Annotated in this window: 12 protein-coding genes; 4 read left to right on the top strand and 8 right to left on the bottom strand. The window is 64.0% G+C overall.

What is annotated here, in order from left to right; genetic code table 11:
* The first annotated feature begins 24 nt into the window (after window positions 1-24).
* The 3 genes from AC1TQG_RS04670 to AC1TQG_RS04660 are packed head-to-tail and all read left to right on the top strand — an operon-like array spanning window position 25 to window position 1,789.
* Window positions 25-870, top strand: a complete 846-nt coding sequence (locus tag AC1TQG_RS04670; protein ID WP_482135761.1) for a hypothetical protein — start codon at window positions 25-27, stop codon at window positions 868-870.
* A complete protein-coding gene (locus tag AC1TQG_RS04665; RefSeq protein WP_482135760.1) occupies window positions 867-1,265 on the top strand; it encodes a hypothetical protein in 399 nt (132 codons plus the stop codon). The genes AC1TQG_RS04670 and AC1TQG_RS04665 overlap by 4 nt, the downstream gene beginning before the upstream one ends.
* The gene (locus AC1TQG_RS04660) at window positions 1,262-1,789 is read left to right on the top strand and encodes a hypothetical protein (RefSeq protein ID WP_482135759.1); all 528 of its coding nucleotides are present in this window, start codon (window positions 1,262-1,264) and stop codon (window positions 1,787-1,789) included. The genes AC1TQG_RS04665 and AC1TQG_RS04660 overlap by 4 nt, the downstream gene beginning before the upstream one ends.
* Window positions 1,790-1,861: 72 nt before the next feature.
* Here AC1TQG_RS04660 and AC1TQG_RS04655 read toward each other — a convergent pair whose 3' ends face one another.
* From AC1TQG_RS04655 to AC1TQG_RS04645, 3 genes are read right to left on the bottom strand one after another with little or no spacing between them, the layout of a single operon-like run.
* Entirely contained in the window at window positions 1,862-3,862 is a 2,001-nt protein-coding gene (locus tag AC1TQG_RS04655; RefSeq protein WP_482135758.1) for an acyl-CoA dehydrogenase family protein, read from the bottom strand.
* Window positions 3,863-3,921: 59 nt separating this feature from the next.
* Entirely contained in the window at window positions 3,922-4,899 is a 978-nt protein-coding gene (locus AC1TQG_RS04650) for an isopenicillin N synthase family dioxygenase (protein ID WP_482135757.1), read from the bottom strand.
* A complete protein-coding gene (locus tag AC1TQG_RS04645; RefSeq protein WP_482135756.1) occupies window positions 4,896-5,390 on the bottom strand; it encodes a nucleoside deaminase in 495 nt (164 codons plus the stop codon). Before AC1TQG_RS04645 ends, AC1TQG_RS04650 begins: the two co-directional genes overlap by 4 nt.
* A 117-nt stretch (window positions 5,391-5,507) precedes the next feature.
* Between AC1TQG_RS04645 and AC1TQG_RS04640 the strand changes: the two genes are divergently transcribed.
* Complete coding sequence (locus AC1TQG_RS04640) at window positions 5,508-7,037, top strand: PucR family transcriptional regulator (protein ID WP_482135755.1); 1,530 nt, start codon at window positions 5,508-5,510, stop codon at window positions 7,035-7,037.
* Window positions 7,038-7,117: 80 nt separating this feature from the next.
* Here the strand turns inward: AC1TQG_RS04640 and AC1TQG_RS04635 are convergent, their stop codons facing one another.
* The 5 genes from AC1TQG_RS04635 to AC1TQG_RS04615 form a co-directional block, all read right to left on the bottom strand.
* Window positions 7,118-8,533, bottom strand: a complete 1,416-nt coding sequence (locus AC1TQG_RS04635; protein ID WP_482135754.1) for a purine-cytosine permease family protein — start codon at window positions 8,531-8,533, stop codon at window positions 7,118-7,120.
* A 260-nt stretch (window positions 8,534-8,793) separates the two neighbouring features.
* Complete coding sequence (locus AC1TQG_RS04630) at window positions 8,794-10,005, bottom strand: HNH endonuclease signature motif containing protein (protein WP_482135753.1); 1,212 nt, start codon at window positions 10,003-10,005, stop codon at window positions 8,794-8,796.
* 212 nt (window positions 10,006-10,217) lie between these two features.
* Window positions 10,218-11,231 carry an agmatine deiminase family protein gene (locus AC1TQG_RS04625; protein WP_482135752.1) on the bottom strand — a complete coding sequence of 338 codons (1,014 nt, stop codon included), beginning with the start codon at window positions 11,229-11,231 and terminating at the stop codon, window positions 10,218-10,220.
* Between the two features lie 20 nt (window positions 11,232-11,251).
* Window positions 11,252-12,730, bottom strand: a complete 1,479-nt coding sequence (locus AC1TQG_RS04620) for an NAD-dependent succinate-semialdehyde dehydrogenase (RefSeq protein WP_482135751.1) — start codon at window positions 12,728-12,730, stop codon at window positions 11,252-11,254.
* Complete coding sequence (locus AC1TQG_RS04615) at window positions 12,723-14,678, bottom strand: primary-amine oxidase (RefSeq protein ID WP_482135750.1); 1,956 nt, start codon at window positions 14,676-14,678, stop codon at window positions 12,723-12,725. The genes AC1TQG_RS04620 and AC1TQG_RS04615 overlap by 8 nt, the downstream gene beginning before the upstream one ends.
* Between the last annotated feature and the right edge of the window lies 1 nt (window position 14,679).

Here is a 14,679-nt window from a genome sequence, read left to right as displayed (position 1 = left end):
GCGGCGCCAACTAGGCTGGGACGCATGTCCGTGCCCCCCACGCCCCATGGCCAGAACCCACACAATGGGCCCCCGGCCGGCCAGAGTCCTGGCGCCGGGTCGGAGCCCACATCCACCAAGCCGGCCATCCCGAATGCCACGGCGATCGCCACCGAGCTGTGGATCCTCGTGATCGTGGCCCAGTGCGTCATCTTCGGGTCGCAATATCGGCAGTTCTTCGATACCGCCGACGACATCGCCAAGGACAATCCGGACGCACAACTGCCCGACGGGATGATCTGGGCGGTCATCGCTGTCACCGGTCTGGTTTTGGCGGCGGCTTTTGCCGGGTTGACCTGGCTTGCCCGGATCGGCCACAACTGGGCGCGCCTGGGTCTGGGGTTCTTCAGTTTCTTCCTCGTCGTACAAACGGTGTCGGCGTTCTTCGCCGACGGATCCGACACCTGGGTGATGATCCCGAATGTGATCGGCGGTGTGGCCGCCCTCGGTGCGGGTGTGCTGCTGATGCATCGCGATTCGGACACCTACTGCAAGGACATGACGCGGTGGCGCAAAGAGAAGAAGCAGCAGCCACCGTCGTACTACAACACCTCGTACAACACCCCGTATCCGCAGCAGCCCTACTACGGACAGCCGTACGGCGGGCAGCCCCAGCAGTACGGACCACCCCAGCAGTACGGGCAACCCCAGCAGTACGGGCAACCCCAGCAATACGGACCACCCCAGCAATACGGACAGCAGCCGCCGAATGGCGAGCAACCCCGATACGGTGGCGAATCCGGATATCCACCCGCGGGATATCAACCGCCCGCCGGTCCCGATCACTACAGTCCAGAAGACAACAGACCTGACCCAGGAGACCGAACGTGAGCAGCAAGCCTGTCGAACCGGCCGCACCGCCGACCCTGGTCACCCGCGCCTACTGGCTGTGGACGATCAGTGGCGTGCTGATGGGTCTGTATGGAATCGGGATCATCGTGGCGAGTCTGATCGAGGGTATCGGCGGGTTCGTGGCACTCGGGGTCTTCTTCGCGGCCATCGGTGCCGCGTTGATCATCGCGGCGCGTAAGGCATTCCCCGGCGATCAGCAGTGGCGTTCGGCACTGGCCGTGTTCACCCTGATGCTGGTTGCCCTCGGGATCATGGCCTCGTTCTTGATCAAGGGTGCTGCCGCGCTGCCCCTGCTGTTCAGCGTTATCGCGCTCATCGGGTCGATGATGGCGTTTCGCCCCTCGTCGGATCCCTGGTTCGAAGACGAAAAATGAGCGGCAATCGCGAGTTGGATCCAGTAGAGGGCGAAACGCTCTTCTATGAGCCCGGCGGTGCCTGGTGGGTCGTGGCCATCGGTCCAGTGCTTTGTCTGACCGTGTTCATCATGGAAATCTTCGGCGGCGGTCAGCTGCATTGGCCGGCATTGCTGGCCTTCGCGGTGCTCATCGGCGGGTTCTCTCTGCTGCAGGTCTATGCCGCCCGCGCCCATGTCAGTGTCCGGCTCACCGAGGCATCGTTGCGTCAGGGTGCGCAGACCATCCGCCTCGACGAGATCGAAGAGGTCTTCCCCGAGAATCACGGTCACGAGCACGCGAAGTGGGAGAGCGCACCCGCGCTCGGTGAGCTGTCAGCGGTGCCTCGGCGCCGAGGTGGTGTGGGCGTGAAACTCAACAGCGGCCGCCTGGCTCAGGCCTGGGCCCGGGACGTAGACCGTTTCCGATCCGAGCTGGTGCAGGCACATCAGGCCGTGCAGATGGGTCTGGGCCCGAAAAACCGCGGCGGCGACACACCCGACTGACGGGGCGCGACCACCGCGCCCCGCCGTCGAGCGTGCCGAACCGACCGCCCGGCGTGCCGATATCGCCGCCGGTCAGGCGGTCTGATCGTCGATCATGACGGTCCGTAGGAGTTCCTCGGGTATTGCGAACCCGTCCACCAGGGTGCGGGCGTGGGGCCGCAGGCTCAGGCACAGTTCGTTGACGCCCCGCCGGATGGCCTTGGCGCGTTCGACGGACACGTGCCGGTGCATCAGGAACCAGTCGAGGTCGGCTTCCAGCGTCGAATAGACGAACAGGTCGCAGACCTTGCCGAGCAGTTCGGTGCCGGCTTTGCTGTCGCACCGGTCGATCGCCTCGATGAATGCTTCGAGCACCACCCGTTCGGTGTGTGCGGTGCCGACCTTGAGCAGGTGGTCCTGGGCGCTGTTGAACACCTCGAAGGGGTCGTTGTCGTCGTCGGTGGCTCGGCGCAACCGGTTGGCGCAGGTCCGCAGCAGATGATCCTCACGGTTGCGCAGCAGCCGGATCTGCGTCCCCCGGTTGGTCAGGTCGGACTGCTCGGGATCTTCGTCGCTGCCGTCCATGAGGGTCTGCACCACCTGGCGGGCTGCGGACTTCTCGAGGAAGACGTCGCGGGCCATCCCGGCGATGAACCGGGCCCAGCCCACCGCGTTCAGGCCGCGCACGTCGTCGGCGTAGGCCGAGAGCAATTCCTTGGCCACCAGCTGGGTCAGGACCGTGTTGTCACCCTCGAACGTGGTGAACACGTCGATGTCACCACGCAGGATCGACAGCTGGTTCTCGTCGAGGTATCCCGCGCCGCCACAGGCCTCTCGGCAGACGTTGATGGTGTTGGAGGCATGCCACGTGGTCATCGCCTTCAAACCGGCTGCGGCGGTTTCCAATTCGCGTTGCCGGTCCTCGTCGGCGCTCTCCGCTGACTGGACTTCGTGGAGTTCTTCGATGATCTCGTTCTGGGCGAAGGCGAGCGCGTACGACTTCGCGATCAGCGGTAGCAGCTTGCGCTGATGACCCAAATAGTCCATGACGGTGATCTCGTCGGTGGAGTCGGGGGACTCGAACTGCTTGCGCGCCAAGCCGTATCGGGTGGCGATGGTCAGTGCTTTGCGGCTGGCCGCGCCCGCGGTGGCGGCGACACTGACCCGTCCGCGGATGAGAGTGCCGAGCATCGTGAAGAAGCGGCGGTTCTGATTCTCGATCGGGGACGTGTAGGTGCCGTCCGCCGTGACATCGGCGTAGCGGTTGAGGAGGTTGTCGCGTGGGACGCGGACTTGGTCGAAGGTGATGCGCCCGTTGTCCACTCCGGCGAGTCCACCTTTGTAGCCGCAGTCGCTCGTGGTGACGCCGGGCAGATCGTTGCCGTCGGCGTCACGGATCGGGACGACCAGACAGTGCACACCGCGTCCGGTCGGTTCTTCGCCGGGGCCGCCGGTGATCAGCTGCGCGAACACCGCCGCGACCCTGGCGTGCTGCGCGGCGCCGCCGATGTAGTCCTTGCGCGCGAGATGGGTCGGCGAATGGACGATGAACTCGTCGGTGGCCGGATCGTAAGTAGCCGTGGTCTGCAGCGCCTGCACGTTGGAGCCGTGGCCGGTTTCGGTCATGGCAAAGCAGCCGAGCACGTCGAGGTTGATCAGGCCCTCGACGTACTTCTGGTGATGGCGCTCGGTGCCGAGGTTCTCGATAGCACCGCCGAACAAACCCCACTGGACGCCTGCCTTCACCATGAGTGACAGGTCGGCGTAGCCGAGCAGCTCGATGGCGGTGATCGATGCACCGATGTCGCCGCTACCGCCGTGCTCTTCCTGGAATCCGGCACGGGCGAAGCCGAATTGGGTCAGTTCGCCCATGACATCGAGCATCCGCGCGCGGGCCTGCTCCAGCGACCGAGAAGGATCGGGGAGCAGGTCGGCACGGTTCAGTTGTTCTCGAACGTGTTCCCGCGTACTTCGCCACCGGCCATCGAGTGCGATCCGGAGATTGTCGACGAGCAACGCGTCGTCTGCGTCGGGGGTTTCGGTACCCGGAAGATCGGCCGGGACGTCGTCAGAGCTGGCTTCGATGGCAGTCATGAATTCGAGCCTACCCAGCGGACGCGACGCTCAACCCCGCATCACCGCTCAATCACCCATCACGTGGCGGGGACAACCGTGATGGCGTCGAGGCGTTCGAGGATGAAATCGCCCGCGGTAACCGGTGGTCGCCCGGACTCCGTGCCGATCGGTGGTTCCAAGGGTGTCACCACGGCGTCGTGATTGGCCTCGTAGAAATAGATCAGCGAGACGAGGTCCTCCTCCGGGGCATCTGCCTGCGGTGGCAGGACGCGGTGACGGCCGGCCGGCCACCGACCCCCGGTCCAGTATTCGAGGAGATCGCCGATGTTGATCGTCAGCGCGGATGGATCGTATGGAGCGTCGGCCCATCCGCCTTCGGTGCTGTAGACCTGCAGTCCGCCGGCGCCCGGCTCACGGTCGAGCACGGTCACCGTGCCGAAGTCGGTGTGTGGTCCGATCCGGTACTGACCGTCTTCGACCGGCCCGGTCTCGGTGATCGCGGGGTAGTGGTTGATGTTCGAGGTCCAGGTGGCGAGATTCGTCAGGCCGAGAAAGGGATTGGCCTCACCGGTCAGGCCAAGCGATGCGGCCATCAGATCCAGCAAGTCGTCAGAGAGGGACTTCATCTGCTTGCAGTAGTCGACGAACAACTCGTGCAGATGGGGGACCTCCTGCGGCCAGAGGTCCGGCGGGAACCACAGGGCGTCGACCTCCGGATCGCCCACCGGCGTCTGCGCGCCACAGTTGTAGGTTTCCTTCAGATCAGGTGGGGTCTCGGTGCCTTCGGCGTATCCGTTGGCCTCCATGCCCGGGCCGATCCAGCCGCGGCCACCGACCGCGACGGCGTACCTTTCCTTCACTTCGGTTGGCAGCGCGAAGAACTCGCGTGCCGCCGACCGCAGGGCGGCGGGGAGTTCCGGGTCGATGCCGTGCCCGGTGACCAGGAGGAACCCGGCCTGCTGCAGGCTCTTGTCCACGGCCGCGCACAGCGCGTCGGCCGCTTCGCCTCCGGTGCGCCACTGCGAGATGTCAACAGTCAGAATGGGACTACTCACGACGTGCTCTCCTTCGACGGCTCCGTATCACCGGCAACGCCGATGTCCTCATTCCACAGGAGCGGGTTGAGGTCGATGAACTCGGACATCATCGACACGCAGTGGGGATCGTCGAGCACGGTCACCGAGACACCGTTCTCGATGAGCCAGTCCTCTCCGCCGCGGAATGTGGTGTTCTCGCCGATGATCACGGTCCCGATGTTGAACTGACGGATCAGGCCGCAGCAGTACCAGCACGGGGACAGCGTGGTGACCATGATCGTGGACCGATAATCGGTCTGCCTGCCGGCATTGCGGAACGCGTCGGTTTCGCCGTGGACGCAGGGATCGTCGTTTTGTACCCGCCGGTTGTGGCCGCGGCCGAGGAGCGTCCCGTCGGCGGCGAACAGTGCCGCCCCGATGGGGATCCCGCCTTCGGCGAGACCCTGTTGGGCTTCGGCGTATGCAATCTCGAGCAAGGTGGTCGGGGAAACATCGAGGGATGTCGTCATGCCAGCAACGGTGCCCGTGATGCGTCGCCTCGGCAACTGACATAGTGTCCCGGTAGCAATGCTGGACGACGTGCATTTCGTCCGGTCCTTGAAGTCGATCGGTGAGAAAGGGACACCATGGTCCTGACATTGCGTGACGTGCTCGACCGGCATCTCGCGGCTGCCGATCCGCAGGTCCTGAGCGGGTATGACGGGCTCGACAACGAGGTTCGGTGGGTGCACTCGAGTGAGATCTTCGAGATCGGGCCGCTGCTGTCGGGCGGAGAACTGCTGCTGACAACGGGACTCGGACTGGCCGGGGTCGATGCAGGCACGCGGCGGCACTACATCCGGGAACTCGCGCAACGCAAGGTTGCCGGCGTGGCGATCGAGATGGGCCGGACCTTTGATCAGGTGCCCGACGAGATGGTGCGCGAGGCCTCGACCGTGCACTTTCCGTTGATCGCCCTGCGCACGGTGATCCCGTTCATCGACCTGTGCCGGTCGGCCAACACCGATCTGGTGTCGGGCGAGGTTGCCCTGTTGCGGCGGCGAAGTGAGCTGGGTACCGCGTTACACACCGAGATGGCGGCGGGCAACGGTGCGCCGGCGATGCTGAAACGTATTGCGGCCGCATCTGGTTGCCCCCTTGTGCTACTCGGCAGTGGCAACGCGCTGATGGCCGCCGAGGGTGTCGACGACGATCATTCGGCATGGCAGGTGGTGGATGCGCAGGTGGCCGCGGTCCCGGTGGGGATGCGAGGGGAGGTTCTCGCAACGCTGGTCGCGGGCCCGGGATCTCCACTGGATCGGGCCGGGTTGGTCAGCATGCTCGAGGTCGGGGCGGGGCCCCTCGGGGTGACGCTCTCGTTGTCGCGGGAGCTCGGTGGGCTTCCGCATAGGGCCGCGTCGTCGTTGGTCTCGGATCTGCTCGAAACCCGCATCGATCGCCGGTCCGACCTGATGATGCGGTTGGGGGCCGCGGGTTTTCGGCCGTCCGCCTCCGCCCGGATCGTTCCCGTTGCGGTTGATGTACCGACACCGAGGATGGCCTCGCAACTCAGTGCCTCTGCCGCCAAACGGATCTCGGCGCAATCGATGCACGCACAGGTACATGCAACCGCGTACGCCCTGATCGCCCCGTCGCAACTCGACCGCGACGCCGTCACCGAGATCGTCGGTGCGTATGCGGGAGGTTCCGGCGCGGCGACAGTGGTGGTGGGCGATCCCTGCCGCCTTGATGCGCACGAACTCTCGTCGGCGCTGGTGCGGGTGCGCCATGCGTTGTCGCTCGCGGTTGCCGATCGACGGTCGGGTTTGCATGCGGATGCGGTGACGTCGGTCCGGGCGCTGGCCGCGGACCTGGCGGTGGAGACCTTGCCGGATAGCGTGCGCTCGGAGTTGGCTGCCGCAGCGCTCGGCCCGGTGATCGCCTGGGACAACGACCACGGCTCGGAGTTGATCCACACCCTCGAAGTCCATCTGCGGAACGGGTGCAGCGCCACCCGGTCGGCGGCGGCGCTGAATCTGGGGCGGCAGAGTCTGTATCAGCGGCTCGAACGAATCCGCGGACTGATCGGATTCGATTTCACTGCGCCGCAAACCTATCCGGGATTGCTGATGGCCCTGTGCGCTCATCGCGCACAGGGCCGTCGCAGAGCCGACTGATCAGAACCACTTGTGGAGCAGTTCGAGGGGTGATCAGCGCGGCTCGGGTCATTGACTGTCAGATCAACGGGCGGGGTTGATCAGACTGCCTGGTAGTCCTTGTTGATCTTCTTGCTGCACAACAGGATGTAGCCGAAGAAAGCAATGAGGAATCCGACGAAGAAGGCGATGTCACCGAGTTCGGGCACAGCTTCGGCCACGTAGCCAACCCATCGTTCCTGATTGCCGAACAGCAGCACCGAGACCACCAGGGCGACCAGGAATGCGATGAGTCCACCCCAGTTGGAGTATTTGGAGTCGTAGAGGAATCCGGCGATGGGACGGTTTCGGCGCAGCAGTTGGTCGGCGAAAACGATGCCCAACCACGGTCCGATCCAGTAGGCGACGATCAGCAGGAACGTCTCATAGTTCGCTGCGGCATCGGCAAGGGCCCACCAGGCGACCAGGAATCCGACCACACCGAAGACCGCTGTGACCAGTGCGCGTTGGATACCGACCGAGAACTTGAATCCCATTGTCACAAAGGCCATCGCGCCGGAGTAGAGGTTGATCGCGTTGGCCGCCACGGCGCCGACCGCGATCGCCAGCAAGGTGAGGTTGGCAACGACCGAAGGCATCGACGAGGTGAACGCGTCGGTGTAGTTGAGGTCGGCGTCGAAGCCGATCGTGACCGATGCCGCGCCGATCGCCATCAAAACGGTGGTCGAGATGAACAGGCCGCTGGATGCGAAGAATCCGGTCTGGAGCTTGGAGACGTTCGCCGGAAGGTAGCGGGTGAAGTCGGCAGCGTAGGGCGTCCAGCCTGCGGTGTATCCGAAGGCTGCGCCGACGGTCAGCAGGAATCCGCCGAGGGTACCGCCGCTCTCGTCCAAGGACGGCATCGAAAGGTCGGCTTCGCTGAAGATGAAGATGCCTGCGGTCACGAAGATGACCGCAAGGACCGGTGCGGCGGCCCGTTCGAAACTCTGAACCAGGTTGTGTCCGAAGAACGCAAAGCCCGTCTGCAGGAGCACGATGATGAGCAGCGCGATCGCCGACGGCACGCCGATGAGACTGTTGAGGGCCAGTGCGCCGCTGACGCTATTGGTGGCAAACCAGCCGATGCCACACATCACCGCCATGAAGGATGCCGGGACGATGTTGCCTCGGTATCCGAAACCCAAGCGGCCGAGCACCATCTGCGGCACACCGTGGAGCGGGCCGCGCGCGGACAACAGGAAGTGGGCAGCGGCGCCGAGCAGGTTGCCCAGTGCCATCGCGGCAATAGCCTGCCAGAAGGTCAAGCCGAAGTAGAGGACCGCGAGAATACCCAGGAAGATCGTGGCGAATTCCAGGTTGGGGGCGGTCCAGGTCCAGAACAGGCCGCGGGGCTTCCCATGGCGCGCCTCGAGCGGGATGAACTCGCTACCGCCCGGCTCCACTGCGAGAACTTTGTCGCCGTAGGTGCCCGATGCAGTCTCCGGTTCCGGAGTGGTGCGGGGCGTCGTGGATGTCATTGCGCAACAGTCTCCCGCGCAGAGGCAAGCTGCAACTGACATTTCGTCGGTTGGGATTGCCAATTCGGTAGTCGGATTGTCGGGAACGCCGCGATAGAGCAGCCGATTGCCGTGGTGCCGCCGCTGAAACCCTGTCAATCTATGTGGAGTGGACTTCTCGGGCGGCGGCACCACGCGCTTTCACGCTATGGAGTTGTCAAGTTTTCGTGCGCGGTCCCGACGGTGAAATCGGGTGCGACGGTGGTGGAGAGCTGGTTCAGTCAGGCGGCGAGGGTCAGGGTTCGTCTGTTGTAGGCCGGTAGAGGTCTTCGCTGCGGATCGATATCCGCGGGCGGGATCATCCACGGATGTCCGTCGGAGCCCATGATCACGTCCCACCCGGTGTTGTGAACAGCCATGTGACAGGTGCGGCACAGCAAGCACCCGTTGTCGAGGGTGGTCAGGCCGCCGTCCACAAAGTGCACGATGTGGTGACAGTCCGACCAGCCTGCCTTTGCCCCACATTTCACACAGCAGGTGTCGCGGATGATGATCGCTTTGCGGACCAGCCCTTTGAACAGCCGTTTCGGTGGACTCATATCGACCGGGACCTGCTGCCCGTCCAGGGTGATCGAGCTGATTGATGAATCGCAGGCCAACGTTGCGGCGGTCGCTTCGGTGATCGGACCCATCCAGGGCAGGGACGCAGCTTCGGGGTGGTCGGCGGGCACCGTCACGATCACTTCGGTTCGCGGCGCCGACACCAGTGTTGGTCCGCCACCGCCACAGTCCAACAGCTGGTGCAAGGCATCGGCGCGACGTTGGGTAGGACTTCGACTGTCATCCGAGCCGCCGGGTTCGGGACGGGCTTTGGACCAGAAGTCCAACGCGGAGAACAACTTTTCTCCGATCACCGCATCCACATCGAATGTGCCGACACAGCGGCCCTCACGGACTTTGTATTCCAGACTGTTCAGCGACCGGTCCTCGGCCGGCGGCGGACCACCGGTGTCCCTGGAGACCTCGTTACCCAGCAAACGGGCAGCCGCACCGATCTCAGCCGGTGGTGCACCGGAGGCGGCGTGACTCAACAGTTTTCGCTCGAACTCGACCTGCTGTTCGGCGGTGATCGGATCCTCGGACCGGCCGACGACATGGGCGACACCTTTGACCACCGCGTCGACGTGTTCGGAGGACAGGAACCCGTCCCGTGAATAGCCGGCAGTCCGATCCAGACCCATCAAACCTGCGCTGATGCGTAACCAGCGGTAGGCAGATACTGGTGCAGCACCGTTGGCCTGCAACAACTTTGCTGTTGTCGACCCAGCCTTACGCGCCGTACCCGACTCGTCGATCACCGCAGCGCACACCGTTAGTTGATGCTCGGTCGCGTTACGTAGGGTTATCAAATCCTTCGCCATACCCAGCGTCACAGTTGGATCATCGGGTAAGACCAGGTCGACCAAATCGTCGACCATCTCGAGAAGTCGCATAGCGCAGCACCTTCCAAGGAGAGAACAAACCGGGGCGTCGACCGAAGTGTCTCTGCGGGGAAGGCGTCAGATACGTCGTGCTTGTGGTCGATTGACTCCACTGTACCCACTCGAACGTATGTTCGCAAGGGTCTCGCTGGGCCAATCCAATTCAGCTGCAGCATCTTTCGATAGACTGACAAAATAGATTGCACGCGAGGGGAATGTGCAACCTAGTGAACGGCCGGCTGCTGCTGGGTGATGCAGTGGATGCCGCCACCGCGTTCGAAGAGGGGCCGGGCATCGATGGTGATTACTGTCCGGCCAGGGTAGACGTCACCGAGTATCTCCCCGGCCTCGTGATCGTTGGGGTCGCCGAAGCTGCAGGCGATGACGGCACCGTTGATGACGAGGTGGTTGATGTAGCTGTAGTCGACCGGTCCTTCGTCGTCGGTCAGGACGGTGGGCGCCGGTATATCGATGATTTCCCAGCCGGGTTCTGCGGCGGCGATGATGGCCTTGATCTGCTTGCTGACCGCGACGTCGGGATGGTTCGGGTTGCGCTGATCGTGCAGCAGGACCACCCCCGGTGACGGCATTGCGGCCACGATGTCCACATGGCCACGGGTGCCGAACTTCTCGTTGTCGCGAGTGAGGCCGTGTGGCAACCAGATCGCGCGGTCGGCACCGATGGTCCGGGCGAGCTCGGCCTCGACCTGCGTTTTGGTCCACGTGCTGTTGCGGCCGTCACCGAGCTGTACCGACTCCGTGAGCAGGACGGTACCTGCCCCGTCGACCTGGATGCCGCCGCCCTCATTGACCATCGGCGAATCGATGAGTTCGGCACCGGAGAGCTCGGCGATGAACTTTCCGATGTGCTGATCCTTGTCCCACTGTGCCCACCGGGCCGCGCCCCAGCCATTGAAAACCCAGTCGACCGCGCCGAGACGGCCGTTGTCGCCGAGGACGAACGTCGGCCCGATGTCGCGTGCCCACGCATCATTCAGGGGTGCCTCGACGATCTCGATCTCGGACGACAGGTAGTCGCGGGCCGGCCCGATCTCGCCGGGGTCGACGATCATCGTGACCGGTTCGAACTCCACGATGGCATGCGCAACGGCGGCCCAGGTGCTACGGGCCTCGTCACGAGCCACCGTGGTGTCACCCAGCGAGTAGCCCTCGACCGGGAAGGCCATCCAGACCCTGTCCTGTGGAGCGCTTTCCGCGGGCATGTGCCAGTTGCTCATCGGGTGCTCCTCGTCGGGGGTCAGGTCAGTGCAATGTACTTCGTGGTCAGGTACTCGTAGATACCCTCGGAGCCGCCCTCACGCCCGATACCGGACTGTTTGACGCCACCGAACGGCGCGGCGACATCGGAGATCACACCCCGGTTGATACCCACCATGCCCGATTCGATCTCGTCGGCCACGCGCAGTGCCCGGTCGAGGTCCTTGGTGTAAAGGTAAGCAGCCAAACCGAATTCGGTGGAATTGGCTGCGTCGATGGCCTCGGCTTCGGTGGCGAATGTGCTGATCACGGCGACGGGGCCGAAGATCTCGTTCTTGGCGATCTTGGCATCGGCTGGAACCTGGTCGAGCACGGTGGCCGGGTAGAAGCACCCGGCGTCATCGGAAGGGTCGGCGCCGAGGCGAACCCGCGCTCCGGTTGCCACCGCGTCGGAAACGGCGGCGGCGATGGACTGCTGCTGTTTGCTGTTGACCATCGGGCCCAGGGTCGTCTTCGGGTCGTAGCCCGGGCCGCGCACCATCGCCTTCATCTTCGCGGCCAGGGCTGTCGTGAACTCTTCGGCGATATCTTCTTGTACCAGAAAGCGATTGGCTGCGGTGCAGGCCTCGCCGCCGTTGCGGGTCTTGGCGGCAAAGGCACCTTCGACCGCAAGTTCGAGGTCGGCATCGGCAAAGACCAGGAACGGTGCGTTACCGCCGAGTTCCATGGAGGTTCGTTGCACGTTTGCAGCAGCATCGCCGAGCAGGGTGCGACCCACCTCGGTCGAACCGGTGAAGCTGATCTTGCGGACCCGGGGGTCGGCGATCAGTGGTTCGGTGACGTCGGTTGCCTTGCTGGTCGGTAGCACTGCGAGTACGCCGTCGGGCAGTCCGGCCTCGCTCAGCAGCTTCGCGAGGTACAACATCGTGAGCGGGGTTTCTTTCGCGGGTTTGACCAGCATGGTGCAGCCGGCAGCGAGCGCGGGACCGATCTTGCGAGTTCCCATGGCCAGTGGGAAGTTCCACGGTGTGATCGCCAGGGCAACGCCGACGGGCGCGTGCTTCACCAGGATGTTGCCGGTGCCTGCGGGCGACTGTGTGAAGCGACCGGCGATCCGTACCGCTTCTTCGGCGAACCAGCGCAAGAACTCGCCGCCGTAGTTGATCTCCGCCTTCGAGTCGGGCAGGGCCTTACCCATTTCCAGCGTCATGATCATCGCCATGTCGTCGGCGTTCTCGCGGATCAACTCGAAGGTCGATCGCAGGATCTCGGAGCGGACCCGGGGTGCTGTGCCTGCCCACTCGTCAGCGACCGAGAGTGCACTCTCCAACGCGGTTTTGGCGTCCTGTGGGGTCGCGTCGGCGATTTGTAGCAGGGTGGTGCCGGTGGCAGGGTCGGCGACGGGGAAGGTTTCATTGTTGGATGAGTCGACGGACTTACCGTTGATCCACAGCCCGGCGGGAACTGTGCCCAGCAGGTCGCGGAAGTCGGCGATGGGGTCGGTGGTCTTCTCAGTCATGGCAATGGCCTCCTGGGGTTTCGGTTGAGCAGTGTGAGCTGGGGCTTGGCTCGACGTCCAGTGACGGGTTGCGGTCGAAGAAGCCAAAAGGTTTGAGCCAGAACGACACCGTGTCGGCTGGCATGATGGGCCAGTCCTCCGGCCGGGTGATGTGGTGGACACCGAAGGTGTACCAGAGGACCACGTCGGTGTTGTCGATGCTTCGGTTGGCCTTTGTCCATTCGCCGAGTCCGGTGTCGGTGGCCGATTGGTTCACGAATTCGCCTGCAGGCCAGCGCTCATCGGGATGGTTCGGGGTCACCCAGACGGTGTGCCCGATGACCTGTGCGCGCTGGAAGATCGGGGAGGCGGGATCGAACATCGCCGGGATGGCGTCGCCGGGGACAAGTTTGTACGACGGGTGGGTTCCCAGGCCGTTGGTGGTGTTGGTGTTCACCACCTTCCAGGCGCGCTGCGTCGCCCAGTTCATGTCCTGCTTGCCCTCGTCCTCGGTGCGCAGTGGAGTATTGCGCTGGACCAACGCCAGCCCGTAAGGATTTCCGGGACCCATCGGCTCGATCTCGGTTTCGCTGGCATAGACGGTGTTCTCGGTCCCGTCCACGTCGAGATCCAGTCGGGCGGTCAGGAAGTGCTGGTGGTACGGCGCGTAGGTCCGTTCGTCAACGAGAGTGCCGTTGGGGTGGGCCGCGCCGGGTGCGATCGGTGTGGTCACCATGATCCCGGTGGCGCGGACCTCGCATTCGATGTTGCCGTCCTGGTAGAAGCGCCAGTAGACAAGGTATTCGTAGTTCGCCACCGTGACATGGAAGGAAACCGTGAGCCGGCGCATTCGTCGCACCTCGGCGCCGGCGTCGTGATCAACGTGTTTCCACAGCACGGCGTTGTCTTCTTCATGGATGCAGATGGCATTTTTGATGGTGTACGGCTCGCCCTTGCTGTTGTGCAGGACGGCATCGAGGTACCGGATCTCGCCGAGGCAATCGCAGCCGAGTTCCAGCGAGGTGGTCATGAAGCCCAGACCCCACTCGCCGATGTCGAATGCCGTTCTGCGGTAGTGATCTTCGGATGGGTCCCGGTAGGGGACCATCATCTCGGCGAATGACAGTCGATGCGCCACCGACCGCACGCGACCACAATCGTTGTAGCTGATCGTGTGCAGCGTCATGCCCTCGCGGTGGTTGAAACCAACTCGGAGAGACCAGTTCTGCCACTTCAGCAGGTTTCCTTCGAGGGTGAATGATGGGCCTTCGGGCTGGGTGATCTCCAGCGGTTTGAGTGGCTCCCGTGTCGACTTGGCGCGCAGGCGCTCCGGGATGCGGGCCGGAACGTATTCGCCCATCACCTCGGGGGGTTCCACACCGCCGGTGTCCTCGATTTCGAGCAGTTCCATCGTGTTCAGGTCGATCACGCAGTGCAGACCACTGACCGGGTGCGCGTACGGATTGGCGCCGGCTTCGCTTTTGACCCAGGTGTCGGACCATCCGATTCGCCGCTCCCGATACTTCTCGGGCGCCACGGCATCGCCGTAGGTCCAGGTGTCCATGAACACGAGGTCGAGATCGGTGATGCCGCGACTGGCCAGTGCCGCAATCACATCGGGATGCTTGCGCAGAACCTCATCGCACTCCTCGAACTCGTCGACGGTGAAGTTCGGTTGTACACCCGGGATGTGAGTGAACGATTCGACGGTGTCGTCGGTCAGGGAGACCACTGCCTTGTAGGTGGTGTTGCGGCTGCTGTCCAGGCAGGTGACGATGCCCTTGCGGGCTGGGACGGGGCCGCCCGCGGCATAGGCGGCAAGGTCGGCCTTGCTCGGTTCGAGGAGTTCGATGGAGGCGAATCGCCAACCCTCACCGACACCCTGGTCACGTTGCAACAGCGCTGCAGTGGTCCGGAACTCGTCTTCCCCCAGCGGATCGAGCGGGTGGAACGTGGATTTCGTTGACACG

This window comes from Williamsia sp. Y844, assembly GCF_056786475.1.
The sequence above is the reverse complement of the archived record's forward strand: the minus strand, read 5'-3'. Positions and strand labels throughout refer to the sequence as shown.